At 72.7% G+C, this 16,155-nt stretch carries 14 protein-coding genes; 8 read left to right on the top strand and 6 right to left on the bottom strand.

The features are described from left to right. Positions 1 to 11: 11 nt before the first annotated feature. Positions 12 to 1,622: a hypothetical protein gene (locus ACZ6S4_RS23020; protein ID WP_465476885.1), complete on the bottom strand. Its 1,611-nt coding sequence runs from the start codon at positions 1,620 to 1,622 to the stop codon at positions 12 to 14. Positions 1,623 to 1,672: 50 nt separating this feature from the next. On the opposite strand from ACZ6S4_RS23020, the gene ACZ6S4_RS23015 reads away from it, so the two are divergent. Together ACZ6S4_RS23015 and ACZ6S4_RS23010 are read left to right on the top strand one after the other, a co-directional pair. Continuing rightward, positions 1,673 to 2,188: an acyl-CoA thioesterase gene (locus ACZ6S4_RS23015; protein WP_465476884.1), complete on the top strand. Its 516-nt coding sequence runs from the start codon at positions 1,673 to 1,675 to the stop codon at positions 2,186 to 2,188. A gap of 16 nt (positions 2,189 to 2,204) precedes the next feature. After that, positions 2,205 to 4,148 (top strand): acetoacetate--CoA ligase, encoded by a 1,944-nt coding sequence (locus ACZ6S4_RS23010; protein ID WP_465476883.1) that lies wholly within the window; start codon positions 2,205 to 2,207, stop codon positions 4,146 to 4,148. Here ACZ6S4_RS23010 and ACZ6S4_RS23005 read toward each other — a convergent pair. Continuing rightward, on the bottom strand, positions 4,119 to 4,847 hold the full coding sequence (locus ACZ6S4_RS23005) for a TIGR03089 family protein (protein ID WP_465476882.1): 729 nt from the start codon (positions 4,845 to 4,847) through the stop codon (positions 4,119 to 4,121). The genes ACZ6S4_RS23010 and ACZ6S4_RS23005 overlap by 30 nt on opposite strands. Before the next feature lie 172 nt (positions 4,848 to 5,019). Here ACZ6S4_RS23005 and ACZ6S4_RS23000 point away from each other — a divergent pair, with 172 nt between their 5' ends. Further along, the gene (locus ACZ6S4_RS23000; RefSeq protein ID WP_360555843.1) at positions 5,020 to 6,165 is read left to right on the top strand and encodes a glycosyltransferase family 4 protein; all 1,146 of its coding nucleotides are present in this window, start codon (positions 5,020 to 5,022) and stop codon (positions 6,163 to 6,165) included. A 45-nt stretch (positions 6,166 to 6,210) separates the two neighbouring features. Next, positions 6,211 to 7,326 (top strand): mannose-1-phosphate guanylyltransferase, encoded by a 1,116-nt coding sequence (locus ACZ6S4_RS22995; RefSeq protein ID WP_465476881.1) that lies wholly within the window; start codon positions 6,211 to 6,213, stop codon positions 7,324 to 7,326. Here ACZ6S4_RS22995 and ACZ6S4_RS22990 read toward each other — a convergent pair. The 3 genes from ACZ6S4_RS22990 to cofD all read right to left on the bottom strand — a co-directional run bounded on the left by ACZ6S4_RS22990 (position 7,317) and on the right by cofD (position 10,050). Beyond that, positions 7,317 to 7,892, bottom strand: coding sequence for an NUDIX hydrolase (locus tag ACZ6S4_RS22990; RefSeq protein WP_465476880.1), 576 nt, complete (start codon positions 7,890 to 7,892; stop codon positions 7,317 to 7,319). The two genes, ACZ6S4_RS22995 and ACZ6S4_RS22990, sit on opposite strands and share 10 nt — an antisense overlap. A gap of 170 nt (positions 7,893 to 8,062) precedes the next feature. Next, complete coding sequence (locus tag ACZ6S4_RS22985; RefSeq protein ID WP_465476879.1) at positions 8,063 to 9,094, bottom strand: coenzyme F420-0:L-glutamate ligase; 1,032 nt, start codon at positions 9,092 to 9,094, stop codon at positions 8,063 to 8,065. Next, the gene (gene cofD / locus ACZ6S4_RS22980; protein ID WP_465476878.1) at positions 9,094 to 10,050 is read right to left on the bottom strand and encodes a 2-phospho-L-lactate transferase; all 957 of its coding nucleotides are present in this window, start codon (positions 10,048 to 10,050) and stop codon (positions 9,094 to 9,096) included. The genes ACZ6S4_RS22985 and cofD overlap by 1 nt, the downstream gene beginning before the upstream one ends. A gap of 141 nt (positions 10,051 to 10,191) precedes the next feature. Here cofD and ACZ6S4_RS22975 point away from each other — a divergent pair, with 141 nt between their 5' ends. From ACZ6S4_RS22975 to ACZ6S4_RS22960, 4 genes are all read left to right on the top strand, one after another. Next, positions 10,192 to 11,184: a hypothetical protein gene (locus ACZ6S4_RS22975; RefSeq protein WP_465476877.1), complete on the top strand. Its 993-nt coding sequence runs from the start codon at positions 10,192 to 10,194 to the stop codon at positions 11,182 to 11,184. 225 nt (positions 11,185 to 11,409) lie between these two features. After that, on the top strand, positions 11,410 to 12,312 hold the full coding sequence (locus ACZ6S4_RS22970; protein ID WP_465476876.1) for a hypothetical protein: 903 nt from the start codon (positions 11,410 to 11,412) through the stop codon (positions 12,310 to 12,312). A 116-nt stretch (positions 12,313 to 12,428) separates the two neighbouring features. After that, positions 12,429 to 14,942, top strand: coding sequence for a bifunctional FO biosynthesis protein CofGH (locus ACZ6S4_RS22965; protein ID WP_465476875.1), 2,514 nt, complete (start codon positions 12,429 to 12,431; stop codon positions 14,940 to 14,942). Positions 14,943 to 15,255: 313 nt separating this feature from the next. Next, the gene (locus ACZ6S4_RS22960) at positions 15,256 to 15,513 is read left to right on the top strand and encodes a WhiB family transcriptional regulator (protein ID WP_015619224.1); all 258 of its coding nucleotides are present in this window, start codon (positions 15,256 to 15,258) and stop codon (positions 15,511 to 15,513) included. A gap of 32 nt (positions 15,514 to 15,545) precedes the next feature. Here the strand turns inward: ACZ6S4_RS22960 and ACZ6S4_RS22955 are convergent, their stop codons facing one another. Then, a complete protein-coding gene (locus tag ACZ6S4_RS22955; protein ID WP_465476874.1) occupies positions 15,546 to 16,031 on the bottom strand; it encodes a metallopeptidase family protein in 486 nt (161 codons plus the stop codon). Positions 16,032 to 16,155: the final 124 nt, after the last annotated feature.

The following is a 16,155-nucleotide window of genomic DNA, read 5'->3' as shown; positions in this document are numbered from 1 at the left end:
TAGGGGCCGGCTCACGCGCCTTCGGCTGGTGGGCGCGGGGCCGGCAGCTTCAGGGGCCGGGTGTCGTCCGCGGCCTCGTCGGCCGGGCGTTCCAGGCTGGTCACCGTCGTGGCCGGGCGGTCCGTGTTCGCCCGGGTGGTCGCCTCGCCGGGCTGCTTGGCCACCGCCGTCAGCCGCGTCGTCGGGTCCTCGCCCGGATCGGGACGCTCGGCGGCCACGATTGACGTGTTGTCCCTGGTCTGCTCGCCCGCAGAGGCCACCGGCGTCGCCACCGTGACGGGTTCCGCCGGGGCCGGGAAGCTCAGCAGCTGGGTGCGGTCGCCGGGCGGCTCCACCGTGCCGGCCCGGATCACCTGCGTCCGTTCGCCCCGGTCGGTCGTGTCCGGCGCCGGGCCGTCCGCCTTGGGCAGGGTCAGCAGCTGCGTCTTCTCGTCGCCGTTGTCGCTGGCCGGCAAGGTCAGCAGGGTCGTCTTGTCCTCCGCAGCCTCGCCGGCGGTGAGATCGCGAGTGATCGGCTCCGGCGCCGGGATGTCTCTGGTCGGATCCTCGGGCCCGGAAATGGTCGCCGTAGCGTCCTCGCCGGCCGCGACATCGGCCGTAGCGTCCTCGCCGGCTGCGACATCGGCCGTAGCGTCCTCGCCGGCCGCGACATCCGCCGTAGTGTCTCCGCCGGCCGCGACGTCAGCGGTAGCTTCCCCACCACCCGACGTCACAGCTTCGGTTGGTTCTTCCCCGGCCGCCGTCGTGGCTTCGCTGGGCTCTTCGGCCGCCGGCGCGACAATCTGGGTCGGCTCTTCGGCCGCCGGCGCAAAGATCTGGGTCGGCTCTTCCTGAACAGGCTCCGGACCAAGCCGCATAACCGTCGTCTTCTCATCCCCATCGGCCGCCGGGGAGGCGGCTGCCAGAGACCCGGCTGCGAGAGACCCGGCTGCCAGAGACCCGGCTGCCGGAGGCCCGCCTGTCGGAGACCCGGCCGTCTGAGACCCGGACCCGGCCACCCCGGACCCACCCGGCAGCGTCACAGTCGGCTGAGCCACAGTCGTCTGCCCATGGCCGATCACCTGCGTAGCGTCAGCCGACTGCCCCCCGAACCCCGGCACGAACTCCGTCCCGGCCCGCTGCTGCGGAATCACCGCCGTCCGCTCCGAAGCCATCGGCGTCCCCGCCACCGCCGCCGCCCCGCGCGCCCGCCCGATCGTCCCCACGAACAAAATCTCCGGCGGCTCAAAACCACGCCACCGCCGCGCACTCAACGCCGTCCCCAGCAGCGGCACTGCCAACAGCACCGCCAAGCCGTAACCCGGCGTGCTCAGATTGAAGCCGTCCGAGGCCACATTCTCCGGCCACACCCCGGCGTACGACGCCGGGGCGATCCGGGCCCAGGCGCCCACGCCGAGGAAGGCCAGGCCGGCCAGCAGCGGTCCGAGCGGGGAGATCGGGGAGAAGAGCAGGATCGCGTACGCCGTCCCGGCCAGCACGAGCAGCAGCACGCCGGACAGTGATTCGATGCCGCCGTTGTCGCGGGCCCGGCCGGTCAGGTCCTGGTCGAAGCCGACACCGCAGAGGATCCAGACCGCGGGGGCGAGGACGAGGGCATACAGGATGGATCTCAGATGGCGCACGTCCGGACCGTACCGGTCAGCGGCAACGGTGCGGAAGTAACGTGTCGGCCATGAGCGAGCATCCCGCGGGCCGGCCGACCTCGCACTCGCGGGTCACCCTCAGCCGGATCATGAACGCCACCGACGTCAACCTGTACGGGACGGTGCACGGTGGTGTGCTGATGAAGTTCGTCGACGACGTGGCCGGTGCGGCGGCCGCGCGGCACAGCGGCGGTACGGCCGTCACCGCCGCCATCGACGAGATCATCTTCGTGGAACCGGTGCGGGTCGGTGATCTTGTCCACGCGTACGCGCAGGTGAACTGGACCGGGAGCACCTCGATGGAGGTCGGCGTGAAGCTGACCGGGGAGCGCTGGGACACCGCCGGCGGGGAGCCGCTCACCGTGGCCACCGCGTACCTGGTCTTTGTCGGCGTCGACGTCTCGGGGCATCCCCGGGCCGTGCCCCCGGTGCTGCCGGAGTCGCCGGAGGACGAGCGCCGCTTCCGGGAGGCGATCATCCGCCGCGAGCACCGGCTGGCCCGCCGCAAGGCGATCCAGGACGCCAGATCCACGCCGGCTGAGTGATGATTAAGGTAACCCCATGACGACGGGCACAGTGCTGTGGACTCCGCCGGCGGACGTCCTGGAGACGTCCCGGATGGGCCGGTTCCTGATCTGGCTGCGCGCCGAGCGCGGGGTCGACGCGGCCGACTATGCCGAGCTGTGGCAGTGGTCGGTCACCGATCTCGCCGGCTTCTGGCGGGCTGTCTGGGACTACTTCGACGTCATCGCGCACACCGAGCCGACCGCGACGCTGCCCGACGCGACCATGCCGGGCGCGCGCTGGTTCCCCGGCGCCACCCTGAACTACGCCGAGCATGTGCTGCGGATGCCGGGGCTGGCCGATGACGATCCGGTCGTCCTCGCGTACTCCCAGACCCGGGAGCCCGTCACGCTCACCGCCCGGCAGCTGCGCGACCAGGTCCGGCGGGTCGCGGCCGGGCTGCGCCGGCTCGGCGTCGGCCCGGGCGACCGGGTCGCGGCCTACGCGCCGAACATCCCGGAGACCTACGTCCTGATGCTCGCCACCGCCAGTCTGGGCGCGGTCTTCTCCTCGTGCGCGCCGGAATTCGGCTCGCGCAGCGTCATCGACCGGTGGACCCAGATCGAGCCGAAGGTGCTGGTCGCCGTCGACGGCTACCGCTACGGCGGCAAGCCGGTGGACCGCCGCGCCGAGGTCGCCGAGATCCGCGCCGCGCTGCCCAGCGTCGAGCACTTCATCGGCATCGGCTACCTGCACGGCGGCGGGGACTGGGCCGAGCTGGACGGCGACGACCCGCTGACCTTCGCCGCGGTCCCGTTCGACCACCCGCTCTACGTCCTCTACTCCTCCGGCACCACCGGCCTGCCCAAGCCGATCGTGCACGGCCACGGCGGCATCCTGCTCGAGCACCTCAAGATGCTGGCGCTGCACCACGACCTCGGCCCCGGCGACCGGTTCTTCTGGTTCACCACCACCGGCTGGATGATGTGGAACTTCCTCGTCTCCGGCCCGGCGGTGGGCGCGGCGATCGTGCTGTTCGACGGCAACCCGGGCCACCCCGACCTGGGTGCGCTGTGGCGGCTCGCCGCCGAGCAGGGCATCACCTACTTCGGTACGTCCGCACCGTTCCTGATGGCGTGCCGCAAGGCCGGCGTCGTTCCGCCGCCGACCGCGATCCGGGGGGTGGGTTCGACCGGTGCGCCGCTGCCGGCCGAGGGATTCCACTGGGTGTACGAAGCGCTCGGCGCTCGCCCGCAGCTCCAGTCGCTGTCCGGGGGCACCGACGTGTGCACCGGCTTCGTCGGCGGCACCCCTCTGCTGCCGGTGATCGAGGGCGTCATCTCCTGCCGGGCGCTCGGTGCGCGGGTGGAGGCGTACGACGCCGACGGCAAGCCGGTGCTCGGGCAGCTCGGTGAGCTGGTGGTGACCGCGCCGATGCCGAGCATGCCGGTGGGCTTCTGGAACGACCCGGACGGCCGGCGCTACTTCGAGGCGTACTTCGACGTCTACCCGGGCGTGTGGCGCCACGGCGACTGGATCACCATCGCCGAGGACGGCACCTGCGTGATCACCGGCCGGTCCGACGCGACGCTGAACCGCGGCGGGGTGCGGCTGGGCACCGCCGAGTTCTACACGGTGGTGGAGAACGTGCCCGGCATTGTCGACTCGGTCGTCGTGCACCTCGACGCCGACGGCCAGGACGAGCTGCTGCTGTTCGTGGTGCTGACCGAGGGCGTCGAGCTCGACGACGAGCTGCGCGGCCGGATCCGCGGCGAGCTGCGGGCGGCGCTCTCGCCCCGGCACGTCCCCGACGAGATCCATCAGGTACGCGCGGTGCCGCGCACGCTGTCGGCGAAGAAGCTGGAAGTCCCGGTGAAGCGCATCCTCACCGGCACCCCGGCCGACCGGGCCGCCGCCACGGGCGCCCTGGTCAACCCGGAGTCGCTGATCGCCTTCGAGCGGCTGGCGGCCTCACGTCAGCAGGAGCGTGACCTTCTCTGACCGCGCGCGGTCCTCGACCTTGGCCGGGTCCAGGTTGCCGCACAGCACGATGCTGGCCCCCGCGATCAGCGGCGCCAGCAGCCAGTCGGCCGGGTCGGGGTAGGCGCGGGCGTCGACCAGGACCCGGTCGCCGGGCTTGATGCCCAGCTCGGCGGCGCGCTCGGTGGCGGTGCGGCAGACCGAGAGGTGGCTCTCCTCGACCGGGCCGGCCAGCGCGCGGTCGTTCTCGCCGACCGGGGCCGAGGCGACGAACCGGTCGCCGAAGCCGCGCACCTCGACCGTGTAGTCGATGAAGCCGGGCGGGACCTGGCGCAACGGGGCAGCCAGCGGGAGCAGGCCGGTCGCGTACCGGTCGCCGGTGGACCAGGCCGCCGCGATCTCCACGTGCCCGGGTGTGGTGAAGAGCACCTCCACCGGCTGCGGGTCCGGGCCGAGGTCGGCGGCAAGCCCGGCTGCCCACCCGCCGAGCAGCACCGCCGCCGTCTGCCAGTGCGGCGGCAGCAGGACGGCCACCGAGTCGCCCGAGCCCAGGCCGACGCCGTCCACCAGCAGGTTGGCCGTCTTGGCGACCCAGTTGTCCATCGTCGCGCCGGACAGCTCGGTGCGGTCCCCGCTCGCGTCGTCGTACCAGGTCAGCAGGGGAGTGGTGGGGTCGCGGCGGACGGCCGCCGCGAGGGCCGCCGGAATCGTGTCAATCATCGGTGCTGACGATAGTCCGTTGACGGTGGGTGACCATTTGATCTCGGCTCGGCGCGGCTGTGCGACGGACACGCGAACGTCGGAAGTCCGGCGGTGTCGCGGTCGACACGAGACCCATCGAGCGGCGTACCCTTGCCAGTGGTCTGGCCCACAGCCCCCGAGGAGTTGCCACGTGACCGCCGGTCGTCCGCCCCGAGTCCTCGTCGACGCCACCAGCGTCCCCGCCGACCGGGGTGGTGTCGGCAGATACGTCGACGGCCTCCTGGGTGCCCTCGCCACGATCGGCCCGGAGCGGGTCGACCTGGCCGTCGTCGCGCAGCGTTCGGATGCGGAGCGTTACTCCCGGATGCTGACCGGCGCCGAGGTCATCGCCGGCCCGTCCGCGGTCGCGCACCGCCCGGCCCGGCTGGCCTGGGAGCAGACCGGTCTGCCGCTGCTGGCCCAGCAGGTCGGGGCCAAGGTGCTGCACTCGCCCTTCTACACGTGTCCGCTGCGGGCCGGTTGCCCCGTCACGGTGACTGTGCACGACGCGACGTTCTTCACCGAACCGGAGCATTACGACAACACCAAGCGGACGTTCTTCCGCAGCGCGATCAAGACCTCGCTGCGCCGGGCCGCCCGGGTGATCGTGCCCAGCAAGGCGACCCGCGATGAGCTGATCCGCCTGCTCGACGCCGACCCCACGCACATCGACGTGGCGTACCACGGCGTCGACCACACCGCGTTCCACGCGCCGACCGAGGAGGAGAAGGCGAGGGTCCGCGCCCGGCTGGGCCTCACAGACGCCGGCTACGTCGCCTTCCTCGGCGCCAAGGAGCCCCGCAAGAACGTGCCCAACCTGATCCGCGGCTGGGCCCGCGCGGTCGCCGACTGGCCGCACCCGCCGGCGCTGGTCATCGCCGGTGGCCAGGGCCACGACGACGACATCGACCGGGCGGTGGCCGAGGTGCCGTCGCACCTGCGCCTGCTGCGCCCCGGCTATCTCCGGTACGCGGACCTGCCGGGCTTCCTCGGTGGCGCGCTGGTCGCCTGCTACCCGTCCTTCGGCGAGGGTTTCGGCCTGCCCATCCTCGAGGCGATGGCCTGCGCCACGCCGGTGCTCACCACGCCGCGGCTGTCCCTGCCGGAGGTCGGCGGCGACGCGGTGGCGTACACGACCGAGGACCCGGACCGCATCGCCGAGGACCTCGCCGACCTGCTGCACGACGAGCCCCGCCGGCTCACGCTGGCCAAGGCGGGCTTCGACCGGGCCAAGGAATTCAACTGGTCGACCAGCGCGGAGGTGCACGTCGCGACCTGGAACAGGGTGGCGGCGTGAGAGTTGGCGCCCAACGGTAACTTGCGCTCGTTACACTCCGTGCGCATGAGTGAGAACCAGGGCGCCCTGTACGCCGTCATTCCCGCAGGTGGCAGTGGTACTCGTCTATGGCCGCTCTCGCGGGCCGGTCACCCCAAGTTCCTGCACCCGCTGACCGGTACGGACGCCTCGCTGCTGCAGGCGACCGTCGACCGGCTGGCCCCGCTGGCCGCCCCCGACAAGGTGCTGGTGGTGACCGGCGTCGCGCACGCGGCCGAGGTGTCCCGGCAACTCGTCGCGGTCCCGGTCGAGAACATCATCGTCGAGCCGTCCCCGCGCGACTCCTGCGCCGCCATCGCCCTCGCGGCGGCGGTTATCGCCCGCCGCGAGCCGGAGGCCCTGATGGGCTCGTTCGCCGCCGACCACCTCATCGCGGACGGCCCCCGCTTCATCGACGTGATCGAGCAGGCGATGGCCGGGGCGCGGCAGGGGCTGCTGATGACCCTCGGCATCACCCCGACACGCCCGGAGACCGGCTACGGCTACGTGCAGTGCGGCGGCCCGGTCGGCGAGGGTTCGGTGCTGGCGGTCGAGGAGTTCAAGGAGAAGCCCTCGTACGACGTGGCCGAGAGCTACGTGAAGTCCGGCAACTACCTGTGGAACGCGGGCATGTTCGTCTGGCGGGTCGACGTCTTCCTGGCCGAGCTGGCCCGTCAGCAGCCGCAGCTGCACGCCGGCATCGCCCGGATCGCCCAGGCCTGGGACTCCCCGTCCCGCGAGGAGGTGCTGGGCGAGGCCTGGCAGACCCTGCCCCGCATCTCGGTGGACTACGCGGTGATGGAAGGCGCGGCCGCGGTGGGCCGGGTCGGCACGGTCCCGGGCGACTTCGGCTGGAACGACGTCGGCGACTTCCACACGCTCGGCGAGGTGCTGGCGGCGGACAGCGCGGGCAACGTGGTGGTCGGCCAGGACCCGTCGGGCAAGCAGTCGGTGCTGCTGCGCGAGACCGAGAACCTGGTCGTGGTCCCGAACTCCGGCCGGCTGGTGGCCGCGCTGGGCGTCCGCGACCTGATCATCGTGGACACTCCGGACGCGGTCCTGGTCTGCCCGCGTGACCGCGCCCAGGAAGTGAAGTCCCTGGTCGACGACCTGCGCAACAAGGGCGAACTGCACTACATCTGAGTGGTCCCGGCCGCTGCGAGGCGGGCGAAGGCCGGCGCCAGCTGCTGGACGACACCGTCGGCCAGCGGGCTGGGCAGCTCGTCGGCCGTGAACCAGGCCAGGTCGGCCGACTCGTCGCTGATCTGCTCGACCGCACCCGGCGGGCAGACGGCGACGAAGCGCACGTCGTGGTGCTGGGTCGGCCCGGCCGGCTCGCCGCTGGCCGGGGCGCAGGTCACCGGGTGGATGTCGACGTCGATCGGGTCCGGGTCCAGCCGCAGCCCGGCGATGCCGGACTCCTCGGTCGCCTCGCGCAGGGCGGCCTGCGCCAGCGTGCCGTCGGTGGGCTCGCAATGACCGCCGACCTGCATCCACATGCCGAGGCGCCCGTGCAGGCAGAGCAGCACGCGGCGCTGCTCGTCGACGATGAGCGCGCTGGCGGTGACGTGCCCCGGCCGGTGCGCGCGGGTCATCGCGACCGGGCCGGCGGTGAGCAGCTCCCGGGTGCGCTTGCGCGCGAGGTCGGCCGCTTCCGAGGTGGCCTGCCAGCGGCCGAGGGTCTCAACGGCATCGTGGAACAAGGTCAAGGCGGTGTCCTTATGAATGGGCCGGTCAACCGGACGAGCGGGGCGACGCCGGCAAACCCAGAGGGTTGGTTCAGCGTGCCGGCTCGGGCGCCGGGCAGGAGCGGTCGGGCGGTCGGACTTGACGGGGCGGGAAGGCGGCCGGGTAGCTGGGGCGAGCCGGGGACGGCAGGTCAGGCTCGGGAGACCGTCACTATGGCGGTGGTGGCGTCGTAGGTGACGGTCGAGGACAGGGCTTCCGCGGACAGGGCGGCCCGCAGGCGGTGGACGTCGGCGCCGAAGCGCATCAGGCCGGCCGCCGTCACGTCCGGGGGAGAACAGCGCAGCACGCCCGCCGACGTCGTCTCCACGGCCGTGCCCTCAGCGAGCGACTCCGCCACAGTGGTCAGCGCTCGGCTGATCGCCGCGTCGTCAGCTGCCCGCGGGGCCTCGGCAGCCGGGGAGTCCGGGAGGGTCGCCGCGGCGCGCAGGCCGGCTGCCTGGGCTTCCGCCGTACCCAAAGAGAACATGTCGCTGGCCGTGTCGCGCAGCAGGGCGACCGCGCCGGCGCCCTCGTCGGCCCCCGCTCCGGGGTAGCCGCGCACCACCGCGACCGGCACCTGGTCGCACTTGCCCTTGACCAGCTCGCCCGCCCCGGCCAGCTCGTCGATCACGGCCATCTGCGTGAGCTGCAGCTCGTTGCCGTACGGGTCGATCTCGCCGCGGTGGTCGCGGAACGACTCGATGCCCGCCGCACCCAGCGCGACGTCCGTCAGGCCGTTGCGCCAGGCCCGGCCCATCGTGTCCGACACGATCACGCCGACCCGCAGGCCGCGTTCGAGCAGCGCGTCGCGCAGAGCGCGCGCCGAGGCGTCCGGGTCCGCCGGCAGCAGCACCAGGTGGGTCTTGTCGACGTTGGACGCGTCGATGCCCGCCGCCGCCATCACGAAGCCGTGATGGGTCTGCACGATCGCCGTCGGCCCGCGCCGGGCCACCACCCGCCGGGTCTCGGCCATCAGGGCCCGCTCCCGGGCCTCCTCGCGCTCCGGGCCGTCGGCGGGGACCTCGACCAGCCGGCCCTCCGCCTTCGACACGATCTTGCTGGTCACCACCAGCACGTCACCGTCGCGCAGCCAGGGCGCGTTGGTGGTGATCAGCGCGGCCAGGTCGTCGCCGGCCGTCACGTCGCCGATGCCGCGCACCGGCAGCACCTCGAGACCGTCCATCAGGCGACCCCCGCCAGCTCCAGGGCCGCGGCGACCATCGTCGCCGTCTTGTCCTCGTCGGTCATCCACAGCGGCACCGCCCGGGTCGTCACGCCCGGGATCGTCGTGCCCTCGTCGGTCGTGTCGACCAGCCAGCCGTCGAGCAGGCCGTTGTCGGTGCGGCCGGCGTACAGGCCGCCGACCCCGGCCGCGCTCACCTCGACGCCCAGCGTCGCCAGGCAGCGGTCGGCCATCCCGCGCACCGCCGCGCCGCCGATGATCGGCGAAACCCCGACGACCGGCGCCGGGCCGTCCAGCACGGCCTCCTTGAGCAGCGGTACGGCGAGAACGGGCGCGATGCTGACCACCGGGTTGCTCGGCGCCACCAGCACCACGTCCGCGTTGCCGATCGCCTCCAGCACACCGGCCGCCGGTTTCGCCGCCTCCGCGCCCACGAAGACGAAACGGTGCGTCGGCACGTCGCCGCGGTAGCGCACCCACCACTCCTGGAAGTGGATGGCCTTGCGCTCACCCTCGACCTCCACGACCACGTGGGTCTCCAGCCGGTCGTCGGTGGCCGGGAGCATGCTGATGCCCGGCTGCCAGCGCTCGCACAGGGCCGCGGTCACCGCCGACAGGGGATAGCCCGCGTTCAGCATCGTCGTGCGTACGAGATGGGTGGCCGTGTCCTTGTCACCCAGGCCGAACCAGGTCGGCTCGGCGGCATATCTGGCCAGCTCCTCCTTGACGACCCAGGTCTCGCCGACGCGGCCCCAGCCGCGCTCGGGATCGGCCGCGCCGCCCAGCGTGTACATCACGCTGTCCAGGTCGGGACAGATCTGCAGGCCGTGCATGCGCACGTCGTCACCGACGTTCACCACCGCCGTGACGTCGGCACCGATCTTCCGCGCGTGGGCGCGCACACCCACCAGGAACCGGGCGCCGCCGATCCCCCCGGTCAGGACCACGATCCGCATCCGACCATCCTTGCGCACCCCGGCCGGATATGCGGCCCACGGGGCGCGGGTGTGATGTGCGTATCGGGTCTAGGCTGAGCCGGCTTGTCGCTTCCCCGTGTCCCATCCCCGTGTCCCTCATCCCGTGTCAGGAGTTCAGCTGTGACCAGCACACCGCCGCCGCAGCCCGCACAGCCCCCGGGGCGCCCGGTTGCCCAGGTGATCCGGCCGCTGCGCGACCTCACCGCGTACGCCCTGGTGGCGGCGCCCGCGATCTGGCTGTTCGTCGCGGTGATCCGGCTGATCCCGTCCGGGGTGGGCCAGGACTTCCTCACCCGGGTGCAGAACAGCTTCTACAGCTTCGTCAACATCGAGCTGATCGCCCTGCCCCTGGCGGCGGTGCTGCTGGCGACCCTGGTCCAGCCGGTGCACAAGCACGCCAAACTGATCACGATCGCCGCGCTGGTGGAGTACGCGGTGGCGGCGTTCTTCGCGATCGTCTTCGGCTTCCTGATCGCGCTGGTGAAGATCGCCGGCTGGAGCGTCCGGGTGGCATTCGAAGAGTTCCTGGTCCGCGCGGCCTGGCTGGCGGTGTTCGCCGCGGCGGCGTACGCGGTGTTCCTGATCTGGCGGAACCTGTTCTACACGCCGAAGCCGAAGGCCCAGCCCGGGATGTACGGTCAGCCGCAGCAGTGGCAGCAGCAGCCGTACGGGCAGCCTGGTTACCCGCAGCAGCCCGGTCAGGCCGGCTTTCCGCCGCCGCCGGGCCAGCCGGGTTATGCCCAGCCCGGTCCGCAGCAGCCGGGGCAGTGGGGTCAGCCGCCGGCCGGGCAGGGCTGGGGAGCACCGACCTCGGCCCCGCCCGCTTCGGCTCCGCCCGCCTCCGCGCCGCCGGCGTCCGCGCCGCCCGCTTCGGCCCCGCCGACGTCGGCTCAGCCCGCGCCGGGCACGCCGCCCGGACCGTTCGCCCCGGCGCCGGGCCACCCGCAGGCCCCGGGCGCCTACAGCCAGCAGGCGTACCCGCCGCCGACCTACGGCCAGCCTCAGCAGCAGCCGGGTGGTTATGCGGACCCGACGCAGGCGCTGCCGCACCACAACCCGGACGACGCTGACCGCACCCGCGTCGTGGGCGAGGAGCCCCCGCACCGCCAGTGACCGAACCCCGACCCGCCGACGGCGCCCCGACCCGGGGCGCCGTCGCTGTTCCCATGGAGACCGAGCGTGAAAGCGCACGAAACCGACGACGCGGGATCGCGCCGCCTGGCCGAGCAAGTCACTCACCCCCAGCCGCCCGTGCCCAGGCAGCGGATCCCAGAGCCCGCGGCGCAGCCTCGTAGCGGCGCCGAGCCTGCGTCTCTTGCGGCGCAGAGTCGTGACCGCGTGACCGCTCGCGAGGCCGCGCCGCAAGACGGCGATCGCGCGGCGGCAGCCGCTCGTGAGGCCGCGGTGCTCGCGGCGCAGGGCCACGAGGCGGACAGGGCTGCCGCTCGTGACGCAGCGGTGCTCGCGGCGCAGGGCCGCGACGCGGACAGGGCTGCCGCTCGTGAGGCCGCGGTGCTCGCGGCGCAGGGCCGCGACGCGGACAAGGCTGCCGCTCGTGAGGCCGCGGTGCTCGCGGCGCAGGGCCGCGACGCGGACAGGGCTGCCGCTCGTGACGCAGCGGTGCTCGCAGCACAGAGTCGTGACACCGCCGAGGCGGCCGGCCGGGAGGCCGCGTCCCTCGCGGCGCAGCGTCGCGGCCACCTGGAAGCCGCCGCCCGCGAAGCCGCGCTCCTCGCGGGACAGCATCGTGACCGTGCCGAAGCCGCCGCCCGCGAAGCCGCAGTTCTCGCCAGCCGGCGCCTGGATCGCGCCGAGGCCGCCGCCCGCGAGGCCGTGGCCCACGCAGCGCAACGCCTGAATCGCGCGGAAGCCGCCGCCCGCGAAACAGCGACACTCGCAGCCCAGCGCCGCGCCGAAGCCGAAGCGGAAGCCGGAGCCGGAGCCGGAGCCGGAGCCGGAGCCGCCGCCCGCCGGACCGCGGCCCAAGCAGCCCAGCGTTTCGCCGCGGCCGAGGCCGCAGCCCGGTTGACCGCGGCCCGAGCAGCCCAACGACTCGAGGCTCAGGAAGCGGCCCAGCGGCAAGGCGCACTACGCAAACGCGACCGCGAGGCCGAACTGACCCGCGACTCAGCCCTACGGGCAGCGCAGCGCCAGGTAGCCGTGGACGCCGCCCTGTTGCAGGCAGCGGTCCGCGCACAGCACCAGGACGACACCCTCCCGGCGGCCGCCGAGCCGGCGTGAGCACAGCAGACCGGACCGGGACCGCGAAGGCATCGGCCGCCAGGCGTGTTCCAGACCACTGCCATCGGCAGGTCACCCCGGCCGCAGTTGCTCTCGATCCGGCCTAGGCTGCACAGGTGGCAGACGTGACTGAGGCCAGCATCCGTCGTGCGCTCAAGCGGGCGACCGATGGCAAGGCGATCGATGCCGGTGAGGCGACGGCTCTGCTCGCCGCTGACGGGCCGCTGTTCGACGAGTTGCTCGCGGTGGCCGGCGGGGTGCGCGACGCCGGGTTGCGGGAGGCGGGCCGCCCCGGCGTGGTCACGTACTCGAAGAAGGTTTTCATCCCGCTGACCCGGCTGTGCCGCGACCGCTGCCATTACTGCACCTTCGCGACGGTGCCGCACCGGCTGCCCGCGGCGTTCCTGGAGCGGGACGAGGTGCTCGCGATCGCCCGGGAGGGCGCCGCGCAGGGCTGCAAGGAGGCCCTCTTCACCCTCGGCGACCGGCCCGAGGAGCGGTGGCCGGCGGCCCGGCAGTGGCTCGACGAGCGCGGCTACGACTCGACCCTGGACTACGTGCGGGCCTGCGCGATCGCCGTGCTCGAGGAGACCGGGCTGCTGCCCCATCTCAATCCGGGCGTCCTGAACTGGGCCGACCTGCAGCGGCTCAAGCCGGTCGCACCCAGCATGGGCATGATGCTGGAGACGACCGCCACCCGGCTCTGGTCCGAGCCCGGCGGCCCGCACTTCGGCTCGCCCGACAAGGAGCCCGCCGTCCGGCTGCGGGTGCTCGACGACGCCGGCCGGGTCGGTGTCCCGTTCACCACCGGCATCCTGATCGGCATCGGCGAGACGCCGGCCGAGCGGATCGACGCCATCTTCGCCATGCGCCGCAGTGCCCGCGAGTACGGCCACATCCAGGAAGTCATCATCCAGAACTTCCGCGCCAAGCCGGACACGGCGATGCGTGGCATGCCCGACGCGGAGCTGCGGGAGCTCGCGGCGACAGTGGCGGTCGCCCGGATCATCATGGGTCCCCGCGCCCGCCTCCAGGCCCCGCCCAATCTCATCGCCGGCGAATACTCCCTGCTGCTGCGGGCGGGCATCGACGACTGGGGTGGCGTCTCCCCGGTGACGCCCGACCACGTCAATCCCGAGCGCCCGTGGCCGCAGATCGAGGCGCTGCGCGAGCAGTCCCGCGCGGCCGGCTTCGAGCTGCGCGAGCGGCTCACCATCTATCCCGAGTACGTCCGCCGCGGCGAGAGCTGGCTCGACCCGCGCCTGGCCGCGCACGTGGCCGCGCTGGCCGACCCGGCGACCGGGCTGGCCCGCGAGGAGGCCATGCCGGCCGGGCTGCCCTGGCAGGAGCCGGACGACGCGTACGCGAGCGGCCGCACCGACCTCTTCGCCACGATCGACACCGAGGGCCGCACCGGTGACCGCCGCGGCGACTTCGACAGCGTGTACGGCGACTGGGACGAGGTGGCCGCGCACATCTCCGCCGAGGCCGTCGCCGCCGGCGCCGGCAAGGTCGTGCCGCGTATCGAGTCCGACGTGCTGGCCGGTCTCAAGCTCGCTGCCGAGGATCCGGCCGCCCTGCTGGACCCGGCGCACGAGGTCGAGGCCATGGCGCTGTTCAACGCGGACGGTTCCGCCCTGGACGAGCTGGCCCGCCTCGCCGACGACCTGCGCAAGGAGGTCAACGGCGAGGACGTCACCTACGTGGTCAACCGCAACATCAACTTCTCCAACGTGTGTTACGTCGGCTGCCGGTTCTGCGCGTTCGCGCAACGCGAGCAGGACGCCGACGCCTACCGGCTGTCCGTGGAGCAGGTGGCCGACCGGGCCGAGGAGGCCTGGCGCGACGGTGCCACCGAGGTCTGCATGCAGGGCGGCATCGACCCCAAGATGCCGATCACCGTGTACGCCGACCTGGTGCGGGCCGTGAAGCGTCGCGTGCCTGGGATGCACGTGCACGCGTTCTCGCCGATGGAGATCGTCACCGGCGCGGCCAAGGCCGGGGTGTCGGTGCGGGACTGGCTGAGCGAGCTGCACGAGGCCGGGCTCGACACGATCCCGGGCACCGCCGCCGAGATCCTCGACGACGATGTGCGTTGGGTGCTGACCAAGGGCAAGCTGCCCGCCTCGGCCTGGATCGACGTGGTGACCACCGCGCACCAGGTGGGCATCCGCTCCAGCTCGACGATGATGTACGGCCACGTCGACCACCCCCGCCAGTGGCTGGGCCACTTCCGGGTGCTGGCCGGCATCCAGGACGTGACCGGCGGCTTCACCGAGTTCGTGGGCCTGCCGTTCATTCACACCAACGCCCCGATCTACCTCGCCGGCATCGCCCGCCCCGGCCCGACCTGGCGGGAGAACAGAGTGGTCCACGCGATGGCCCGCATCCTGCTGCACGGCCGGATCGGCAACATCCAGTGCTCGTGGGTGAAGCTCGGCGACGAGGGCACGATCGCGATGCTCAACGGGGGCTGCAACGACCTCGGCGGCACCCTGATGGAGGAGACGATCTCCCGGATGGCCGGGTCGGAGCACGGCTCGGCCCGTACGGTCGCGCAGTTGAAAGAGCTGGCAGCGGCCGCCGGCCGCCCGGCGGCCGAGCGCACGACGGTCTACGGCCGCCGCTAGATCACCCTCCCGGACACCCCTAGTCAACAGGTCACAAAATGGGGTAATTTGGACTCGACGCGCCGACCTCGCGTTACCTTCCGGTGGCCCGGACAGATAGGGCTGGAACGGGACCGCGAGGCCGCCATGGCGCCTCGGGGAAACGGGCCTATTTATCAGGTTCGGCTTGACGACGCACGTCTTACACGCGTGTAATTTCGGTGGGGTTGTGGGAAAGGCGCGTCGCGAACCGCGTATTTCCCGCAAGAAACACGCCGCGTGCGTGGGGGGTCAGCGCAGGCATCGCTGCCGGCGCGGAAAAGGAGGCACGCCGATGGAAGCGCAGGTTGAAGGGGTGGACCTGCTCGGGGACGCGCCCGAGTGGCAGGAGCGGGCCCTGTGCTCGCAGACCGATCCAGAGGCTTTCTTCCCGGAGAAGGGCGGTTCGACGCGCGAGGCGAAGCGGATCTGCGGCCGGTGCGACGTCAAGGCGGAATGCTTGGAGTACGCGCTCGGTCACGATGAGCGTTTCGGTATCTGGGGCGGGCTCAGCGAGCGCGAACGTCGCAAGCTCAAGCGGCGCGTGGCCTGACGCGACCTTCCTGCAGACGCCGGGGGGCCGTCTCAGGAAAGTTCGTCGGGATCCACACCCAGCAGGTTGGCGACCTGCTCGATGATCACGTCATGCACGAGGTCGGCGAGGTCCTCGCGGTCCATCGCCCGGAACTCCAGCGGCCGCCGGTAGAGCACGATCCGCGGCGGCAGCTCCTGGCGTCCGGGCCGGCCCGGCAGCAGGCGGGCCAGGGGCACCTCGCCGTCCTCGAGCACGTCGGAGTCGTAGACGTTCAGGTCCGGGGGCACGTCCTCGACGGCGAACTCGACGCCGGCGAGCTCCTTGGCGTAGCGCCGTTCGAGGCCCTCGACCGTGTCCAGGACGAGGTCGTCGAAGATCTCGGCCTTGGTCCGGGCTAGCGGCACCGTCGCCGGCACGAGCCGGCCGCGCAGGCCACGCCCGTGGCGATCGCGGCGGGTGGGCCGGCCGGGCCCGGCGGTGCGGGCCGACCGGCCGGGATCGGCGCCGGAGCGGCGGCGGTCGGGGCTGGTAGTCACGCCGTCAGCCTAGCCCGCACGGGCCGTCTCCCGTGGTCAGGCTGGGTCCACCGCGTTTCGTCGCCGGGAATTCGTCCCATTGGGACGGCGTGTCGGTGCGCCATGTCGAAATCGTGATGCATGG

This window comes from Actinoplanes sp. NPDC051405 (genome assembly GCF_055586185.1).
This window is presented reverse-complemented; position numbering and strand designations above follow the sequence as displayed.